General features: G+C 68.0%; 12 protein-coding genes. 5 read left to right on the top strand and 7 right to left on the bottom strand.

Annotation, left to right across the window (positions count from 1 at the left end; translation table 11 throughout):
• Positions 1 to 132: 132 nt before the first annotated feature.
• Positions 133 to 1,569 carry an amidase family protein gene (locus JYA75_RS01760; RefSeq protein WP_029547170.1) on the top strand — a complete coding sequence of 479 codons (1,437 nt, stop codon included), beginning with the start codon at positions 133 to 135 and terminating at the stop codon, positions 1,567 to 1,569.
• A 398-nt stretch (positions 1,570 to 1,967) separates the two neighbouring features.
• A complete protein-coding gene (locus tag JYA75_RS01755; protein WP_139310938.1) occupies positions 1,968 to 3,200 on the top strand; it encodes an SLC13 family permease in 1,233 nt (410 codons plus the stop codon).
• An 89-nt stretch (positions 3,201 to 3,289) separates the two neighbouring features.
• On the opposite strand, the gene JYA75_RS01750 is transcribed toward JYA75_RS01755, so the two are convergent.
• On the bottom strand, positions 3,290 to 3,619 hold the full coding sequence (locus JYA75_RS01750) for a hypothetical protein (RefSeq protein WP_037201361.1): 330 nt from the start codon (positions 3,617 to 3,619) through the stop codon (positions 3,290 to 3,292).
• Between the two features lie 124 nt (positions 3,620 to 3,743).
• The gene (locus JYA75_RS01745) at positions 3,744 to 4,388 is read right to left on the bottom strand and encodes a dihydrofolate reductase family protein (RefSeq protein ID WP_006942042.1); all 645 of its coding nucleotides are present in this window, start codon (positions 4,386 to 4,388) and stop codon (positions 3,744 to 3,746) included.
• A 522-nt stretch (positions 4,389 to 4,910) separates the two neighbouring features.
• Here JYA75_RS01745 and JYA75_RS28660 point away from each other — a divergent pair.
• Positions 4,911 to 5,081 carry a hypothetical protein gene (locus JYA75_RS28660; RefSeq protein ID WP_231385998.1) on the top strand — a complete coding sequence of 57 codons (171 nt, stop codon included), beginning with the start codon at positions 4,911 to 4,913 and terminating at the stop codon, positions 5,079 to 5,081.
• A 256-nt stretch (positions 5,082 to 5,337) separates the two neighbouring features.
• Here the strand turns inward: JYA75_RS28660 and JYA75_RS01735 are convergent, their stop codons facing one another.
• The 5 genes from JYA75_RS01735 to JYA75_RS01715 all read right to left on the bottom strand — a co-directional run bounded on the left by JYA75_RS01735 (position 5,338) and on the right by JYA75_RS01715 (position 10,157).
• Positions 5,338 to 6,177 (bottom strand): CoA ester lyase, encoded by an 840-nt coding sequence (locus JYA75_RS01735; protein WP_006942036.1) that lies wholly within the window; start codon positions 6,175 to 6,177, stop codon positions 5,338 to 5,340.
• Positions 6,178 to 6,204: 27 nt separating this feature from the next.
• Positions 6,205 to 6,993, bottom strand: a complete 789-nt coding sequence (locus JYA75_RS01730; RefSeq protein WP_006942030.1) for an SDR family oxidoreductase — start codon at positions 6,991 to 6,993, stop codon at positions 6,205 to 6,207.
• A gap of 90 nt (positions 6,994 to 7,083) precedes the next feature.
• Positions 7,084 to 8,445, bottom strand: coding sequence for an MFS transporter (locus JYA75_RS01725; RefSeq protein WP_006942028.1), 1,362 nt, complete (start codon positions 8,443 to 8,445; stop codon positions 7,084 to 7,086).
• Positions 8,446 to 8,483: 38 nt separating this feature from the next.
• Complete coding sequence (locus JYA75_RS01720; RefSeq protein WP_065923109.1) at positions 8,484 to 9,488, bottom strand: alcohol dehydrogenase catalytic domain-containing protein; 1,005 nt, start codon at positions 9,486 to 9,488, stop codon at positions 8,484 to 8,486.
• Between the two features lie 132 nt (positions 9,489 to 9,620).
• On the bottom strand, positions 9,621 to 10,157 hold the full coding sequence (locus tag JYA75_RS01715; protein ID WP_006942026.1) for a 2,4'-dihydroxyacetophenone dioxygenase family protein: 537 nt from the start codon (positions 10,155 to 10,157) through the stop codon (positions 9,621 to 9,623).
• Positions 10,158 to 10,407: 250 nt separating this feature from the next.
• Between JYA75_RS01715 and JYA75_RS01710 the strand changes: the two genes are divergently transcribed.
• Entirely contained in the window at positions 10,408 to 11,469 is a 1,062-nt protein-coding gene (locus tag JYA75_RS01710; RefSeq protein WP_050034490.1) for a LacI family DNA-binding transcriptional regulator, read from the top strand.
• Between the two features lie 266 nt (positions 11,470 to 11,735).
• Complete coding sequence (locus JYA75_RS01705; RefSeq protein WP_006942023.1) at positions 11,736 to 12,401, top strand: GAP family protein; 666 nt, start codon at positions 11,736 to 11,738, stop codon at positions 12,399 to 12,401.
• The last annotated feature ends 99 nt before the right edge of the window (positions 12,402 to 12,500 follow it).

The following is a 12,500-nucleotide window of genomic DNA, read 5'->3' as shown; positions in this document are numbered from 1 at the left end:
TGATCATCCCCGGCGCGTCGCGCGTTGGCCAGGGGCATCGTTTCGGCGTTCGCGCATCGGTCGTTCGGCCGATGTTGTGTTACGGGCGTCACCCTACTGTCGGGCCGTTCGTTCCCCCGAATGGAGATCACCGTGGACATCAACGACTACACCGCGCACGACGCAACCGGCCTGGCCCGCCTCATTGCTGACAGGCAGGTGAGCCCGGCCGAGGTGCACGACGTCGCGGCGCGGGCGATAGACGCCGTCGATCCGGTTCTCGGCGCAGTCGCCGGCGAACGGTTCGCCACCCCGCTCGATCACAGCAGCGACGGCCCGTTCGCGGGCGTACCGTTCGCGATCAAGGACCTCATCGCGCACGCGGCCGGCGTCCCGCAGCGCAACGGAAGCCGGCTGTTCGGCGACGGTCTCGTGCCCGCGGAGGACACCTATCTGATGGCGCGTTTCCGCCGCGCGGGCCTGGCCACCATGGCCGTGACCACCACGCCGGAGCTGGGGTTCAACGCGTCGACGGAGGCGGCCGCCGCGTACGGGCGCCCCACTCGCAACCCGTGGGACACCGACCGCAGCCCGGGCGGGTCGAGCGGCGGGTCGGCGGCGCTGGTGGCGGCGGGTGCACTACCGATGGCACACGCCAATGACGGGGGCGGGTCGATCCGGATCCCCGCCGCCGCGTGCGGGCTGGTAGGCCTGAAGCCGACCCAGGGCCGCACCACCCCCGGACCCGAATACGCCGACCCGCTCATGGGCCTGGGCATCGAATTCGCGGTGACGCGCACCGTCCGCGACAGTGCCGGGCTGCTCGACGCGGTGCACGGCAGTGAGCCGGGCGATCGGTATCTGCTCCCGGCGCCCGAGCGCCCGTTCGCCGAGCTGGTCGGGCAGGACGTGCGGCCGTTGCGGATCGCGGTGTGCACCACCCCGTATGACCCGTCCCGCGCGGTCGACCCGCAGTCCGTCGCCACGGTGCAGGAGGTGGCGGCAGTACTCGAGCGACTCGGCCACCACGTCGAAGAGGCGGCCCCGCGTATCGACGCGCAGACCTTCGACGACGCGAACTTCACCGCCTGGTGCAGCTTCCTCGCCGACGGCGTCTACGCAACCGCAGAATTGCTGGGCGTCACCCCCAGCCGCGAGCACCTGGAGGCGACGACGCTCGAGTGCGCCCGGTACGGCGCGACGCTCACCGCGCGCGATCTGTACGCCGCCGACCGGGTGTTCAACACGGTGCGCCGCGAGGTGGCACGCTTCCTCGGCGAGTACGACGTGCTCCTCACACCGACGACCGCGCAACCGACCGTCCCGCTCGGGCACCTCGACGCCGACAACCCGGAGCTGGACGCGCGCGGATGGTACGACCGCATCTTCGACTACGGAGCGTTCACCTCGGTGTTCAACACCACTGGGCATCCGGCGATCTCGCTGCCGCTCGGGCAGTCCGACGAGGGCTGGCCGGTCGGGGTGCAGTTCGCCGGGCGCTACGGAGACGAGGCGACCCTGCTGCAACTGGCGGGCACGATGGAGCGGGCGATGCCGTGGGCGCATCGCCGTCCTCGCGTCCACGCCTGACCGGCGGCGGCCCCGGCGTCGAGGCGCGAACCGGGGCCGCCGCTCGCACGCCGCGAGTCCGAGCCGGCGAAAGACCTGGGTGCGACGGTGCCGGGCCGATTCCACGCGTCTCTTTCGGTGAACCGCCCTCGATCCGCCCGTAGCCCCCCATAGTCGTGGGTGCGCCGTTCGGGCATGCCCTGACGGCGCACCAGCGCTGACCCCGGCTCGTTGGTGGAATGGGCAGGGCGGGGCGAAGGTGCAGGGCGTAGCGAGACCGCTTGTGCCGCTGCCGAGGCGAGCAGGACCTCCGGCAGGGAACATGCCGGCTTGCTCCTGTCGGCGCGCCGATTCTGGACGTTCATCGCGTGCTCGGAGTTCGGTGCCCGAGCATTTCGTGCGCTGGCACTATCGACCTTGTGGTTGCTGTAGCGGTGGCGATGCTCGCCGGGGTGCTCGTCTTCGCCGTGATGCGTCCGTGGGGACTGCCGGAGGTGTTCGTGGCACTGCCGGCCGCGGCCGCAGTCGTCGCATTCGGCGTCGTAACCCCGCACGAAGTAGAGCAGCAGCTGCGCACGCTGTTCCCGACCGTTGCGTTCCTCGCCGTCATACTCGTGCTCGGGCATCTCGCCGACGCGCTCGGCGTGTTCGCGTGGGTGGCGTCGGTTCTCGTCCGGCGCGCGAATCACGACCCGCGACGTCTGCTCAACGCTGTGTTCGTCACCAGCGCCGTCGTGACCGCCGTGCTCAGTCTCGACGCCACCGTGGTCCTGCTGACGCCGATCGTCCTGCGGGCCGCGACGGCGCTGCGGATGTCGCCCCGACCGCACGTCTACGCCACCGGGCACCTGGCGAACTCGGCGTCGCTGCTGATGCCCGTCTCCAACTTGACGAACCTGCTGGCCTTCACCGCTACCGGACTCACATTCCTGCACTTCACCGTCCTCATGACGCTGCCGTGGCTCGCGGTGGTGCTCGTCGAGGGTCTCGTCTTCCGGTGGTTCTTCGCGCGCGACCTCGCCTCGTTGCCACCGCTGCAACCCGACCCGATACCGCCCGTGCACGCGCCGCGTTACGCGCTCGGGATCGTCGCCGCCACCCTCGTCGGATTCGCGGCGACGGGGCCGCTGGGGATCGAACCCGTGTGGGCGGCGGCGATGGGCGCGGCGGCCCTTGCCGTCCCGGCCCTGCGGCGGCATCGCACCACCCCTCGGCGAGTTCTCGCCGCCGCCGATCTGTGGTTCTGCGTGTTCGTCTTCGCGCTGGCCGTCGTTGTCGCCGGCGTCTCGTCCGGCCCCGTCGGCGACGCGTTGGCGAACGTGCTGCCCACCGAGCCGAGCCTCGGGGCGCTGCTCGGGGTGGCGGCCGCAGCCGCGGTGGCCGCCAACGTCGTCAACAACATTCCCGCGACGTTGATGCTCCTCACCGCTCTGGGCCCCGGGGCCCCGCCCGCTCTGATCCTTGCTGCGCTGCTCGGTGTAAACCTCGGTCCGAATCTCACCTACGTCGGTTCCCTCGCCACGATGCTGTGGCGACGTCTGCTCGAAGGCTCCGCCGGCCGTCCGGACCTTTACACCTACACCCGGCTCGGCGTGATCACGACGCCGCTCACCCTGGTCGTCGCGGTTCTGGCGCTGTGGATCGTCACCTGACTCCGCGTCGGACCTGACCGACCACCTCGGCGCAACCTCCGGGTCGAACTCGTTGCACGGTGCAGCGTCCCGGCTCCGGCGACCAGCCCTCAGCGGTGAACCGGCGGCACGTCCCGTTGCTCCAGCCGCAGACGGGCGGCGGGAATGACCCCGGGAAAGTAGTAGTGGCCCTCCGGAGACTCGACCAGATCCTCGGCATCGATACCGTGGACCTCCCACACGTCGACCGCGCCGCCGGTGTTGTTCATCTGCACGAACCAGTCCCGCTCCCACTCGCCGGCGCAGAGGAAGCAGCCCTGCTGCTCGGGCCGTCGGCTACCGGCGATACCGGGCGCGGCATCCATCCGATTCCAGTCCAGGCCGTATCGCGAGATGGAAGCACGGTTGAGCACGGAGGTGACGTGGTAGCGGACAGCCATCCGCCGACGGTAACAACGACGAACTATCCCCGGATAGTAGATTTTTTCGGAACCCCTGGGTATGGAACGCCGCACACCGGACTCGGCTGAGGTGACTTCGATGCGAGAAGTCCGTGCCCGGGCGTCACCTTCGCCAGAACAGGTGGTGCGTCACGCCGCTCGGGCTGGGCACGACCTCGAGATGGAACCGGTCGAGTAGCTCATCGGGTGACTCCCAGAGTCGTACTCCGGATCCGAGCTGCACCTGCGAGACTGCCACGTGCATGGTGTCGACGAGGTCGGCCTCGAGAAACTGCCGGATGGTGGTAGTCCCGCCACCGAGTCGGACATCCTTGCCCCGCGCCGCCTCCCGCGCCCGCTCGAGGACCGTGGCCGGGTCGCCGTCGACGAAGTGGAAGGTGGTGTCGGAGAGGGTGAACGACGGGCGCGGGTGGTGGGTCAGCACGAAGACCGGGGTGCGGAACGGGGGTTCGTCGCCCCACCATCCGCGCCACTCGTGGTCGTGCCAAGGCCCGCGTTGGGGACCGAACTTGTTGCGGCCCATGATCTCGGCACCGATATTGCGGGCGTAGTCCCGCGTGAAGTAGTCGTCGAGGCCACGGCTGCCGCCAGGGTCTGTGCGCATGGGCCAGCTCGCCGTCGCGCCGGCCCACGCGAACATCTCGCCAGGGTCGGCGTGTCCGAACGGCCTCTCGAGGCTCTGGTGTACACCGGCCCCGAAGCCGTCACACGAGACGGTGAAGTTCTGGACTCTCAGCAGCTGATTCACTCGGTTCCTCCCGCACTCTCGATGAGGATGATACGGAGATTGAGACTCCATGGGGTGGACAAACTCATCGGTGGGGTGGCAATCATCCGAAATTCGGATCACTTCGAGAGACGACGGGAGGAACATCCGGGGAACAGAGTTCCTTGTCGGGGCGTCGGCCGCCCGGCCATGGTGATCGCAGGTGACACCGGGTCCGTGGCCGTCGTGCCGCGGTTCGTCGAGTACTCGAGGCATGAGATGCACAGGTTCACCGAACCGATCCCCATCCCTCCTGCGGCATTCATCGCAGCCCGACGTGGTTCACCCGCGACCTCGACACCACGGGACGGATCGAGACCGGTGTACTGATGGAGGTGGCGGTGCCGCGCTGATGGGAACCGACTCGTCGATCCTCGCCGACAGCACGCCGTCGCCACCGTCGGCCAACTCTTGGACGGCATCGCCTGCCGGGACCGAGGGTCGATCGCCCGGCGGTCGACCGGCCCACTCCTCGATGAGCTGCTGCCGGGCAGCAGCCAGCCCTTGTCCACAGGTCAGCACAGCCGGTACCACCCCGGTCTCGGCGGGGCGCCCATTGCCGTCGTCGAGGACGACGTTGCCGTGGTGCTCGGCGCCACCGACGAATCCGCCGAGCGTGCACCGAGGCCGGTCACGGCCGTGCTGGTCGCATCCTCCTCCGCGCCTCGAACGTGACGCTGGGACGATCCCACCGTGATCCTTGGACCGACGCGCGGACAACACGGTCGCGGACGCGGTCGCCGAACCGGCCGAGTGGGACCGGAATGCCTGGCCGTGGATCGCCGACGACTGCGCGCTGTGGTGCGGTCTGCATCTGCGAGCTCGCCATCCCGAACTCGTCCGCCGGTACTGGGTGCTGTCTCCGTTGTCATGACACCCACCGCCGCTGAGTGCTGCCGACTGGGTTCTCGTCACGCCTGTCCCATTATCCTCACGATCGAGCGAAGACGGAGGCGAGGCGGTGGATCGCTCGGGCTCGGGCCAGCCGGGGGATGTCGCTACCGTCTCTGACACGGGTGCCGTCCGCGCCGAGTTGGTCGATGACGTCGCGGGCCCAGTCGATGTCGGTCGGGGTAGGGCTCAGGGCGCGGTTGATGACGGGGGCCTGCTCGGGGTGCATGCACAGCTTGCCCGACAAACCCATGGTGCGGGACACGGCGAGCGCGTCGGTGAGCGCGTCCTCGGCGGTGGTGAGTGTGGGGCCGTCGATGGGGCCGGGCAGTCCCGCTGCTCGGCTCGCTACCACCAGTCGTCCCCGCGCGTAGGACAGGGCCGGTGCTAGATCGGCTGCCCCGGTGTCGCGGCGGAAGTCGCCGCTACCGAAGGCGAGCCGGAAAGTTGGTTCTGTGGAAGCGATGTCGTAGGCGCGTTCGATGCCGAGTGCCGACTCGACGAGTGCCAGGACGGGGGTGCCGGCAGGTAATCGTATGAAGGTCTCGGTGACCTGTTCTGCCGATTCGCATTTGGCGAGCATCACGCCCAGCAGTCCGGGTGCTCCATCGAGTGCGTCGAGGTCGTGGTTCCAGTCCTCGCTTCCGGCGGGGTTGATTCGGACCCAGCCGGTGCCGCCGCGAGTGAGCCACAGGTAGAAAGCTTCTCGTGCCGCGGGTCTCGCGGAGGGGACGACACCGTCTTCGAGGTCGTAGATGACGGCGTCCGCCGCTCCGGTGCACGTGTCACCGAGATGCCGGCTGTGGGCTGCGGATACGAGCAACCACGATCGGGCATCGGTGGCGGGGACGACGGGATGGTCCGGGGGCATCGGTGCCATGGGCGGTCCTCCAGGTAGTCGCTGTTGTTATCGGGACAGCCATCCACCGTCGACGGACAGGGCGGTGCCGGTGACGTAGGCGGACGCGGCCGAGGCGAGGAAGACGACCGCGCCGGCGAGGTCTTCCGGCCTTCCCCAGGTGCCGGTGGGGATGCGACGCAGCATGTTCTCGGCCCGGGTGGGGTCGTCGCGGTGGGCGGCGGTGAATTCGGTTTCCATGTAGCCCGGGGCGATCGCGTTGACGCGGATGTGGTGGGACGCCCACTCGTTTGCCAAAGCGCGCGTCAAGCCGAGGATTCCGTGTTTGGAGGCGGCGTAGGACGGGACCTCCATCCCGCCCTGGAACGAGTTGACCGATGCGATGTTGATGATGCTGGCGGCGGCGTTGTCGTCGAGGGCGGACCGCGCGAAGGCCTGGCTGAGTAGGAAGGGGGTAGTGAGGTTGAGGTCGAGCACCGCCGACCAGTCCGAGGGTGTGGTTTCGGTCGCGGGACCACGGCGGATGATGCCGGCGTTGTTGACCAGGATCGTCGGGTGCGGGAACTCGGTCTTGGCCCAGGAGAAGAGTTCTGCCGCCGATTCGGGGGTCAGGCCGCTGAGGTCGGCGGTGCGGGTCGCGCAGCGGACTCCCCGGGCGCGCACTTCCTTGGCGACCTGATCGAGTTCCCCGATGTCGACGGCGACGATGTCGGCTCCGGCCTCCGCGAGTGCGATGGCGAGCGCGCGGCCCAAACCGCGCGATGCCCCGGTCACGATGGCCGCGTTGCCGTCGAGTCGGAACAGGTCCAGGACCGGGGTGTGGACGGGTGCGTTCATGCGAGAGCTCTTTCTGCTCGGATCGGGAGACGAGACCTTTTGGCCGGGCCGGTGTGCGGGTGAGCGCCGCACACCGGCCCGGCGGCGTTGTCAGTTCCGGGTGGCCTCGTCGAGGACCCGGTCGTGGACGAGGGAGGTGCGGGCGGTTTCCTTCGCGGCGATCACGGCGATGATGGTGATCACGGCCAGGATGGCGAGGTAGATGCTGACCGCGATCGTGTTCTTCTCCTCGACGGTTCCCAGCAGTGAGACTGCGATGACGGGGGCCAGACCGCCGGCGAACACCGAGGCGAGTTGGTAGCCGAGGGAGGCGCCGCTGTATCGGACGCTGGTGCCGAACAACTCGGAGAACATCGCCGCCTGTGGCGCGTACATCAGTGTGGTGAAGATCAGGCCGATGAAGATGGCCGCCGCGATGATGGTCTGGTTGCCGGTGTCGATGAGGGGGAAGAACACGAATCCCCATATGCCGGCGCCGAGTGCGCCGGTGAAGTAGAGGGGTCGACGGCCGACTCGGTCGGACAGGGCGCCGATGAGCGGCGTGAGGAAGAACTGGGCGACGGAGGCGATGAGCACACCGGCGATCGCGGCACTCTTGGGCATATCCAGGTAGGTGACCATGTAGGTCATCACCACGACGGTGAAGATGTAGTACGAGGTGTTCTCCACCAGTCTCAGTCCCATGGCGATGAGCACCTCGCGCGGGTACTTGCGCAGGACTTCGATGATGGGGGCGTGTTCGCTCTTGTGGTTTTCGAGGGCCCTCTTGTTTTCGGCGAAGACGGGGGATTCCTCGATGCTCAGACGGATCCAGAGACCGATCAGGACCAGTACTGCACTGAGCAGGAAGGGAACTCGCCATCCCCAGGAATCGAAGGTTTCGTCGCTCTGGACCAACGCCAGCACCCAGAGAACCACCGCGGAGAGGAGGTTTCCGAGAGGAACGCCGGCCTGGGTCCACGAGGTCCAGAATCCGCGACGATCGTTGTCGCCGTGTTCGGCGGCCATGAGCACTGCTCCGCCCCATTCGCCTCCGACGGCGAAGCCCTGCAGTAGCCGGCAGCCGATGAGCAGCATCGGCGCGGCGATGCCGATGCTCGCGAAGGTCGGCAGCAATCCGATGGCGAAGGTCGCGGCGCCCATCATGAGCAGGCTGACGACCAGCATCTTCTTGCGGCCGAGTTTGTCGCCGTAGTGACCGAAGACGATGCCGCCGAGCGGTCGGGCGAAGAATCCCACCGCGAAGGTCGCGAACGCGAGCAGGGTGGCCGTGGCAGGTTCGCTGTCGGGGAAGAACAGGGGCCCGAAGACGAGCGCGGCGGCGGAGCCGTAGAGGAAGAAGTCGTACCATTCGACGGCTGTGCCGATCATGCTGGCGAAGGCGACCTTGACGATCGACGTGCGCCCGGCCGCGTGAGTAGCTGGTTCGACAGCGACATCGGAACTGGACATGGCGTGGCCTTTCGGGACAGGGGTGGGGTCCGGTGTGGTCATGGGACGAGCACGACCTTCATGTCGTGGCCGGCCGCGGCACGTTCGAGTGCCGAAGCCGCGTCAGTGAGGGGAATCTCGGTCACCAGCTGCGGCCACGGTGTCGGGTCGACGGCCATGGCGGTGGCAGCGGCCCGGTAGTCGACCTTGGTCGATCCGTAGCTGCCTTGCAGGCGAATCTCCTTGCGGGTGACGGCGTTGAAGTCGACCGTTCCGGTGCGGGCGAACAGGCCGACGACGGAGATGGGGCTGCCGGGGAGGACGGCAGCGATGGCGGCGTCGAGTGCCGCGGTCGAACCGGAGGCGTCGACCCAGGCGGTGGGGGTGAACGGCAGCTCGTCCCGTCCGGCGATCACGGTGCGCAGACCGAGGGAACGGGCGAGCGGCAATCGCCCGTTCTCGTCGTTGTCGACTCCTGAAAGTACGACATCGTGGCCTCGCTGGGCGAGGACGAGAGCAGCCATCGTGCCGATCGGTCCGGGTCCGGAGACCACCACCTGGGTGGGGCCCTCGCCGGCGTTCTCGATGTGCGCGACAGCGCGGCAGGCGACCGAGAGTGGTTCGGTCAGGGCCAGTGTCGACGCCGGCAGGTCGCGGTCCACCTCGACCAGGCGGACCTCGGAGACGACGAACGATTCGGCGGCGGCGCCGTCGAAGGACAGCCCGAGGACAGTGCGTTGGGGACAGATCTGGCGGAAGCCGCGCTCGCACAGCGTGCATACCCCACAGCCGTCGATCGCCACGGGCACCACTCGCTTGCCGAGCCAGTTCGGGTCGACACCATCACCGAGAGCTTCGACGCATCCGACCGCCTCGTGTCCGAGCACTACCGGGGGGCGGATCCATTCATAGCCGGTGTCGTGACGCCAGGCGTGCACGTCGCTGCCGCACAGGCCGCAGGCCTCGGTGCGAACCCGCACCTGTCCCGGGCCCGGTTCGGGCTTGGGCAAATTCTGCACGCGGACGTCGCAGGGGATGGCACTTTTCTTGGTGAGAGCTCGCATGGGGAACCTGTACTTTCGCCCGCGGGCGGGCTCAGGGCTGAAAGAGGGTGAGATGCCGGCGGACACCGCCCCCGCGTGCGTAGAGCACTCGGTGTGGTTGCACCAGGCCGGGCGGTGTCCGCCGGAGCGGCGTCAGCGGATGAAGCGGTCGACGTAGTCGGCGCCGAGACCGACCGTCTCGTAGTGGGCGCGGGCCTTGTCGATCTTGCTGAAGACGTCCTCGATGCCGACGGTGTTGCCGTCGACGTCGACGTAGATGTAGGCGCCGCTCACGTGGAACAGGGTGGCCATCTCGGTCACGTCTTCGGGGACCTCGAGGGTGTGGATGTCGCCGGGCGGCTCGAAGGCGTAGGTGCCCTCTTCGGCCCACCAGTCGTATTCGAGGTAGTGCCAACGGCCGCGCAGGGTGAACGCGTGCACCGCGCCGGCGTGCCGGTGGCGGGACAGGATTCCCGAGCGGCGTACTCGCAGGATGTTCACGAAGTAGCCCTGGCTCGCCGACAGCACCAGCGGGCGGAATTCGACGTCCTGGGACTGGGGGACCCACAGCCGTTCGTCGCAGTCGAGGTCCAGGGCACCCGGAACGATCAGGTCGTCACTCATGCCATACGGCTTGGGCCCCGTGTACGCGACCGCGGCCTCGTCCCTCATCTCAACGGTGGAACTCATGATGCTCTCCTTTCGCTTAATCGCATAAGTTACGGTACAGCCCTGTGTTTCAGCGCACAAGCCCCAAAGATGTCGGGGAGGTATTACGCGTCCACCTGGTCATATGCGGGCGGCGTCGCGTTCGTATGGGGCGACTCGAGTCCGCCATACCGGTAAGTCAATCCGATTAACCGAATCAGTCGGACCTGGGCGCACGCTGTGGCAGGAAGTCCCGGCCTGTGCCGAGTGCTTAACCGACTAAGCTTTCGGTATGGCTGATGTCTCCCACCCCCAGAGCGGGGACCGTCCCCGCGGAGGGCGTCCTCGCCGAGTGACGATGAGCGATGTCGCTCGTCGGGCAGGGGTGTCCTCGGCAGCAGTCTCCTACGCGCTCAGTGGGGCGCCGGGGGTGAGCGAGGAGCGACGTCAACGGATCCTCGCCATCGCCGAAGAAATGGGATTTCGGCCCAGCAGAATCGCCCGGGAGCTTCGCGCCGGTACCACGAAAGCCATCGGACTGCTCCTCGCCGACATCGCCAACCCCTTCTACACCGAGGTCGCCGGCGGTGTGGTCGCTGCCGCCGCCGAAGAAGGCTACGAGGTGTTCGTCTCCCATGTCGGCGTGGATGGCTCCCGCCAGGCCGATGTCGCACTGGCCCAGGTCGATCGAAACTGCAGCGGCCTGATCTTCACCTCGCTCGTCGCCGACGACAAGCCGCTCCTCGACAAGCTCCGGCACGAGAACATCCCCGTGGTGCAGCTCTATCGCAAGGTCGAGGACGAGCCCTCCGACTGGGTCGGCATCGACGACTATTCCGCCTCGTTCGAAATGGCTTCCCACGCCGTCGCCACCGGCCGACGCAAAGTCGCGATCCTCGGCGGTCCCGACACGTCCAGTGTGTCCGTCAACCGCATGGCGGGATACCGCGACGCCCTCACCAAAGCAGGCCTGCAGGCGATCAACGAACCAGACCTGTGGGGCGAACTCACCCGCGCCTCCGGGGCGCTGCGCGCACGGGCGCTGTTCGCCGAACACCCCGAAACCGATGCGATCGTCTGCGGCAACGACCTGATCGCCCTCGGCGTTCTCGACGTCTGCCGAGAAATCGGCAAGCGCGTGCCCGAGGATGTGGCCTTGACCGGTTTCGACGACATGAGTTTCTCGAGCGCAGGCCCGTTGCAGCTGAGCACCGTGACGGTGCCGCGGGACCTGATGGGGCAACGAGCCGCCCGCATGCTCATCCAACGGATCACCGGCGACGAGAGTCCCCCACGAAACGAACTACTGCCCTACAGCATTCAGGTACGGGAAACGACCGCCCGCCGCGGATAGTTCGCTCAACCGGAGCGTCGTAGCGATCCGGTTGAGCGCTGCGCACCGCCGAATGGGCGAACCGATGCGCAGGCATGGCCGAACGAGGGCGAGGCGTGCTCGATACGTCGTTGGAAGGGCAGCCGTCCCGGTACGGGCATGGTGGCTGCACCTGCGCACAACCCCCTTTCCACAGGGACCGGAGAAGATCGCGTGCCTGTGCCGTCCCCACCGGATAGCTGAGGCGACTACCCTTCGTCGATGATCGGTACTCCGAGGAGTGACTCGTGACAGGCGCGATCGGGCAGTCCCTACCGATTGCGGTCGGCCTGCTGCTGGCCGCGATGCCGATGGTGATGCTGTCGGTGCTCCTGGTCACCAAGCGGCCGGTGAGCGTGTCGTACGCCTTCGTCGGTGGCTGGGTTGCGGGCCTGCTCGTCGTGGGCGCCGTGGTGCTCGCGGTGGCGGATGTGATCATGCTGGCCGACGAGCCCACCTGGTGGGCCGGTGCTGTGAAACTCGCGCTCGGGATCGTGCTGGTCCTGATGGCTGTCCGGAAGTGGCGGGCGCGGCCGCAGGCCGGAGAGGAGTCCACCGTGCCAGGGTGGATGGCGGCCGCACAGACCATGACCGCTCGACGGGCTCTGCGTCTGGGGTTTCTGTTTGCGGCGGCGAATCCGAAGAACCTCGCCCTGGTCGCGGCGGGCGCAGCGGTCATCGCGGACGCGACTGCGCGGGTACTCGAGCAGGTCGTGGCGCTGGTTGTCTTCACGGTCGTGGCGAGCCTGGGCGTGGCCGCCCCGGCCGTGGTTCGGGGCGTGTTCACCGACCGCGCTGATCGCGCGCTCGCCGTGGCCGATGAGTGGATGACCCGGCACCACGCGGCGATCATGGCGGCGGTCCTGCTGATTCTGGGCGTGCTTCTGATCGGCAACGGGATCGCCGGGCTGTAGACGCCTGCCCTGAAGCTCCGTCGTCGGCAGGCTTGTTGCCGCCGGATCGATGCAACGACGTCGGCAATTCTGCACTGCGGTGGTGGTCTCCACGGTGGC

The organism is Rhodococcus sp. PSBB066 (assembly GCF_017068255.1).
Taxonomy (GTDB): Bacteria; Actinomycetota; Actinomycetes; order Mycobacteriales; family Mycobacteriaceae; genus Rhodococcus; species Rhodococcus aetherivorans.
Note: the sequence above shows the minus strand (reverse complement) of the source record. Positions and strands in the feature narration are given on the sequence as shown.

Bases quoted from the DNA above. Each gene is read 5' to 3' on its own strand.
- JYA75_RS01725 (WP_006942028.1), bottom strand. From the start codon at position 8,445: ATGTCCAGTTCCGATGTCGCTGTCGAACCAGCTACTCACGCGGCCGGG.
- JYA75_RS01750 (WP_037201361.1), bottom strand. From the start codon at position 3,619: ATGGCTGTCCGCTACCACGTCACCTCCGTGCTCAACCGTGCTTCCATC.
- JYA75_RS01715 (WP_006942026.1), bottom strand. From the start codon at position 10,157: ATGAGTTCCACCGTTGAGATGAGGGACGAGGCCGCGGTCGCGTACACG.
- JYA75_RS01735 (WP_006942036.1), bottom strand. From the start codon at position 6,177: ATGGCACCGATGCCCCCGGACCATCCCGTCGTCCCCGCCACCGATGCC.
- JYA75_RS01710 (WP_050034490.1), top strand. From the start codon at position 10,408: ATGGCTGATGTCTCCCACCCCCAGAGCGGGGACCGTCCCCGCGGAGGG.
- JYA75_RS01720 (WP_065923109.1), bottom strand. From the start codon at position 9,488: ATGCGAGCTCTCACCAAGAAAAGTGCCATCCCCTGCGACGTCCGCGTG.
- JYA75_RS01730 (WP_006942030.1), bottom strand. From the start codon at position 6,993: ATGAACGCACCCGTCCACACCCCGGTCCTGGACCTGTTCCGACTCGAC.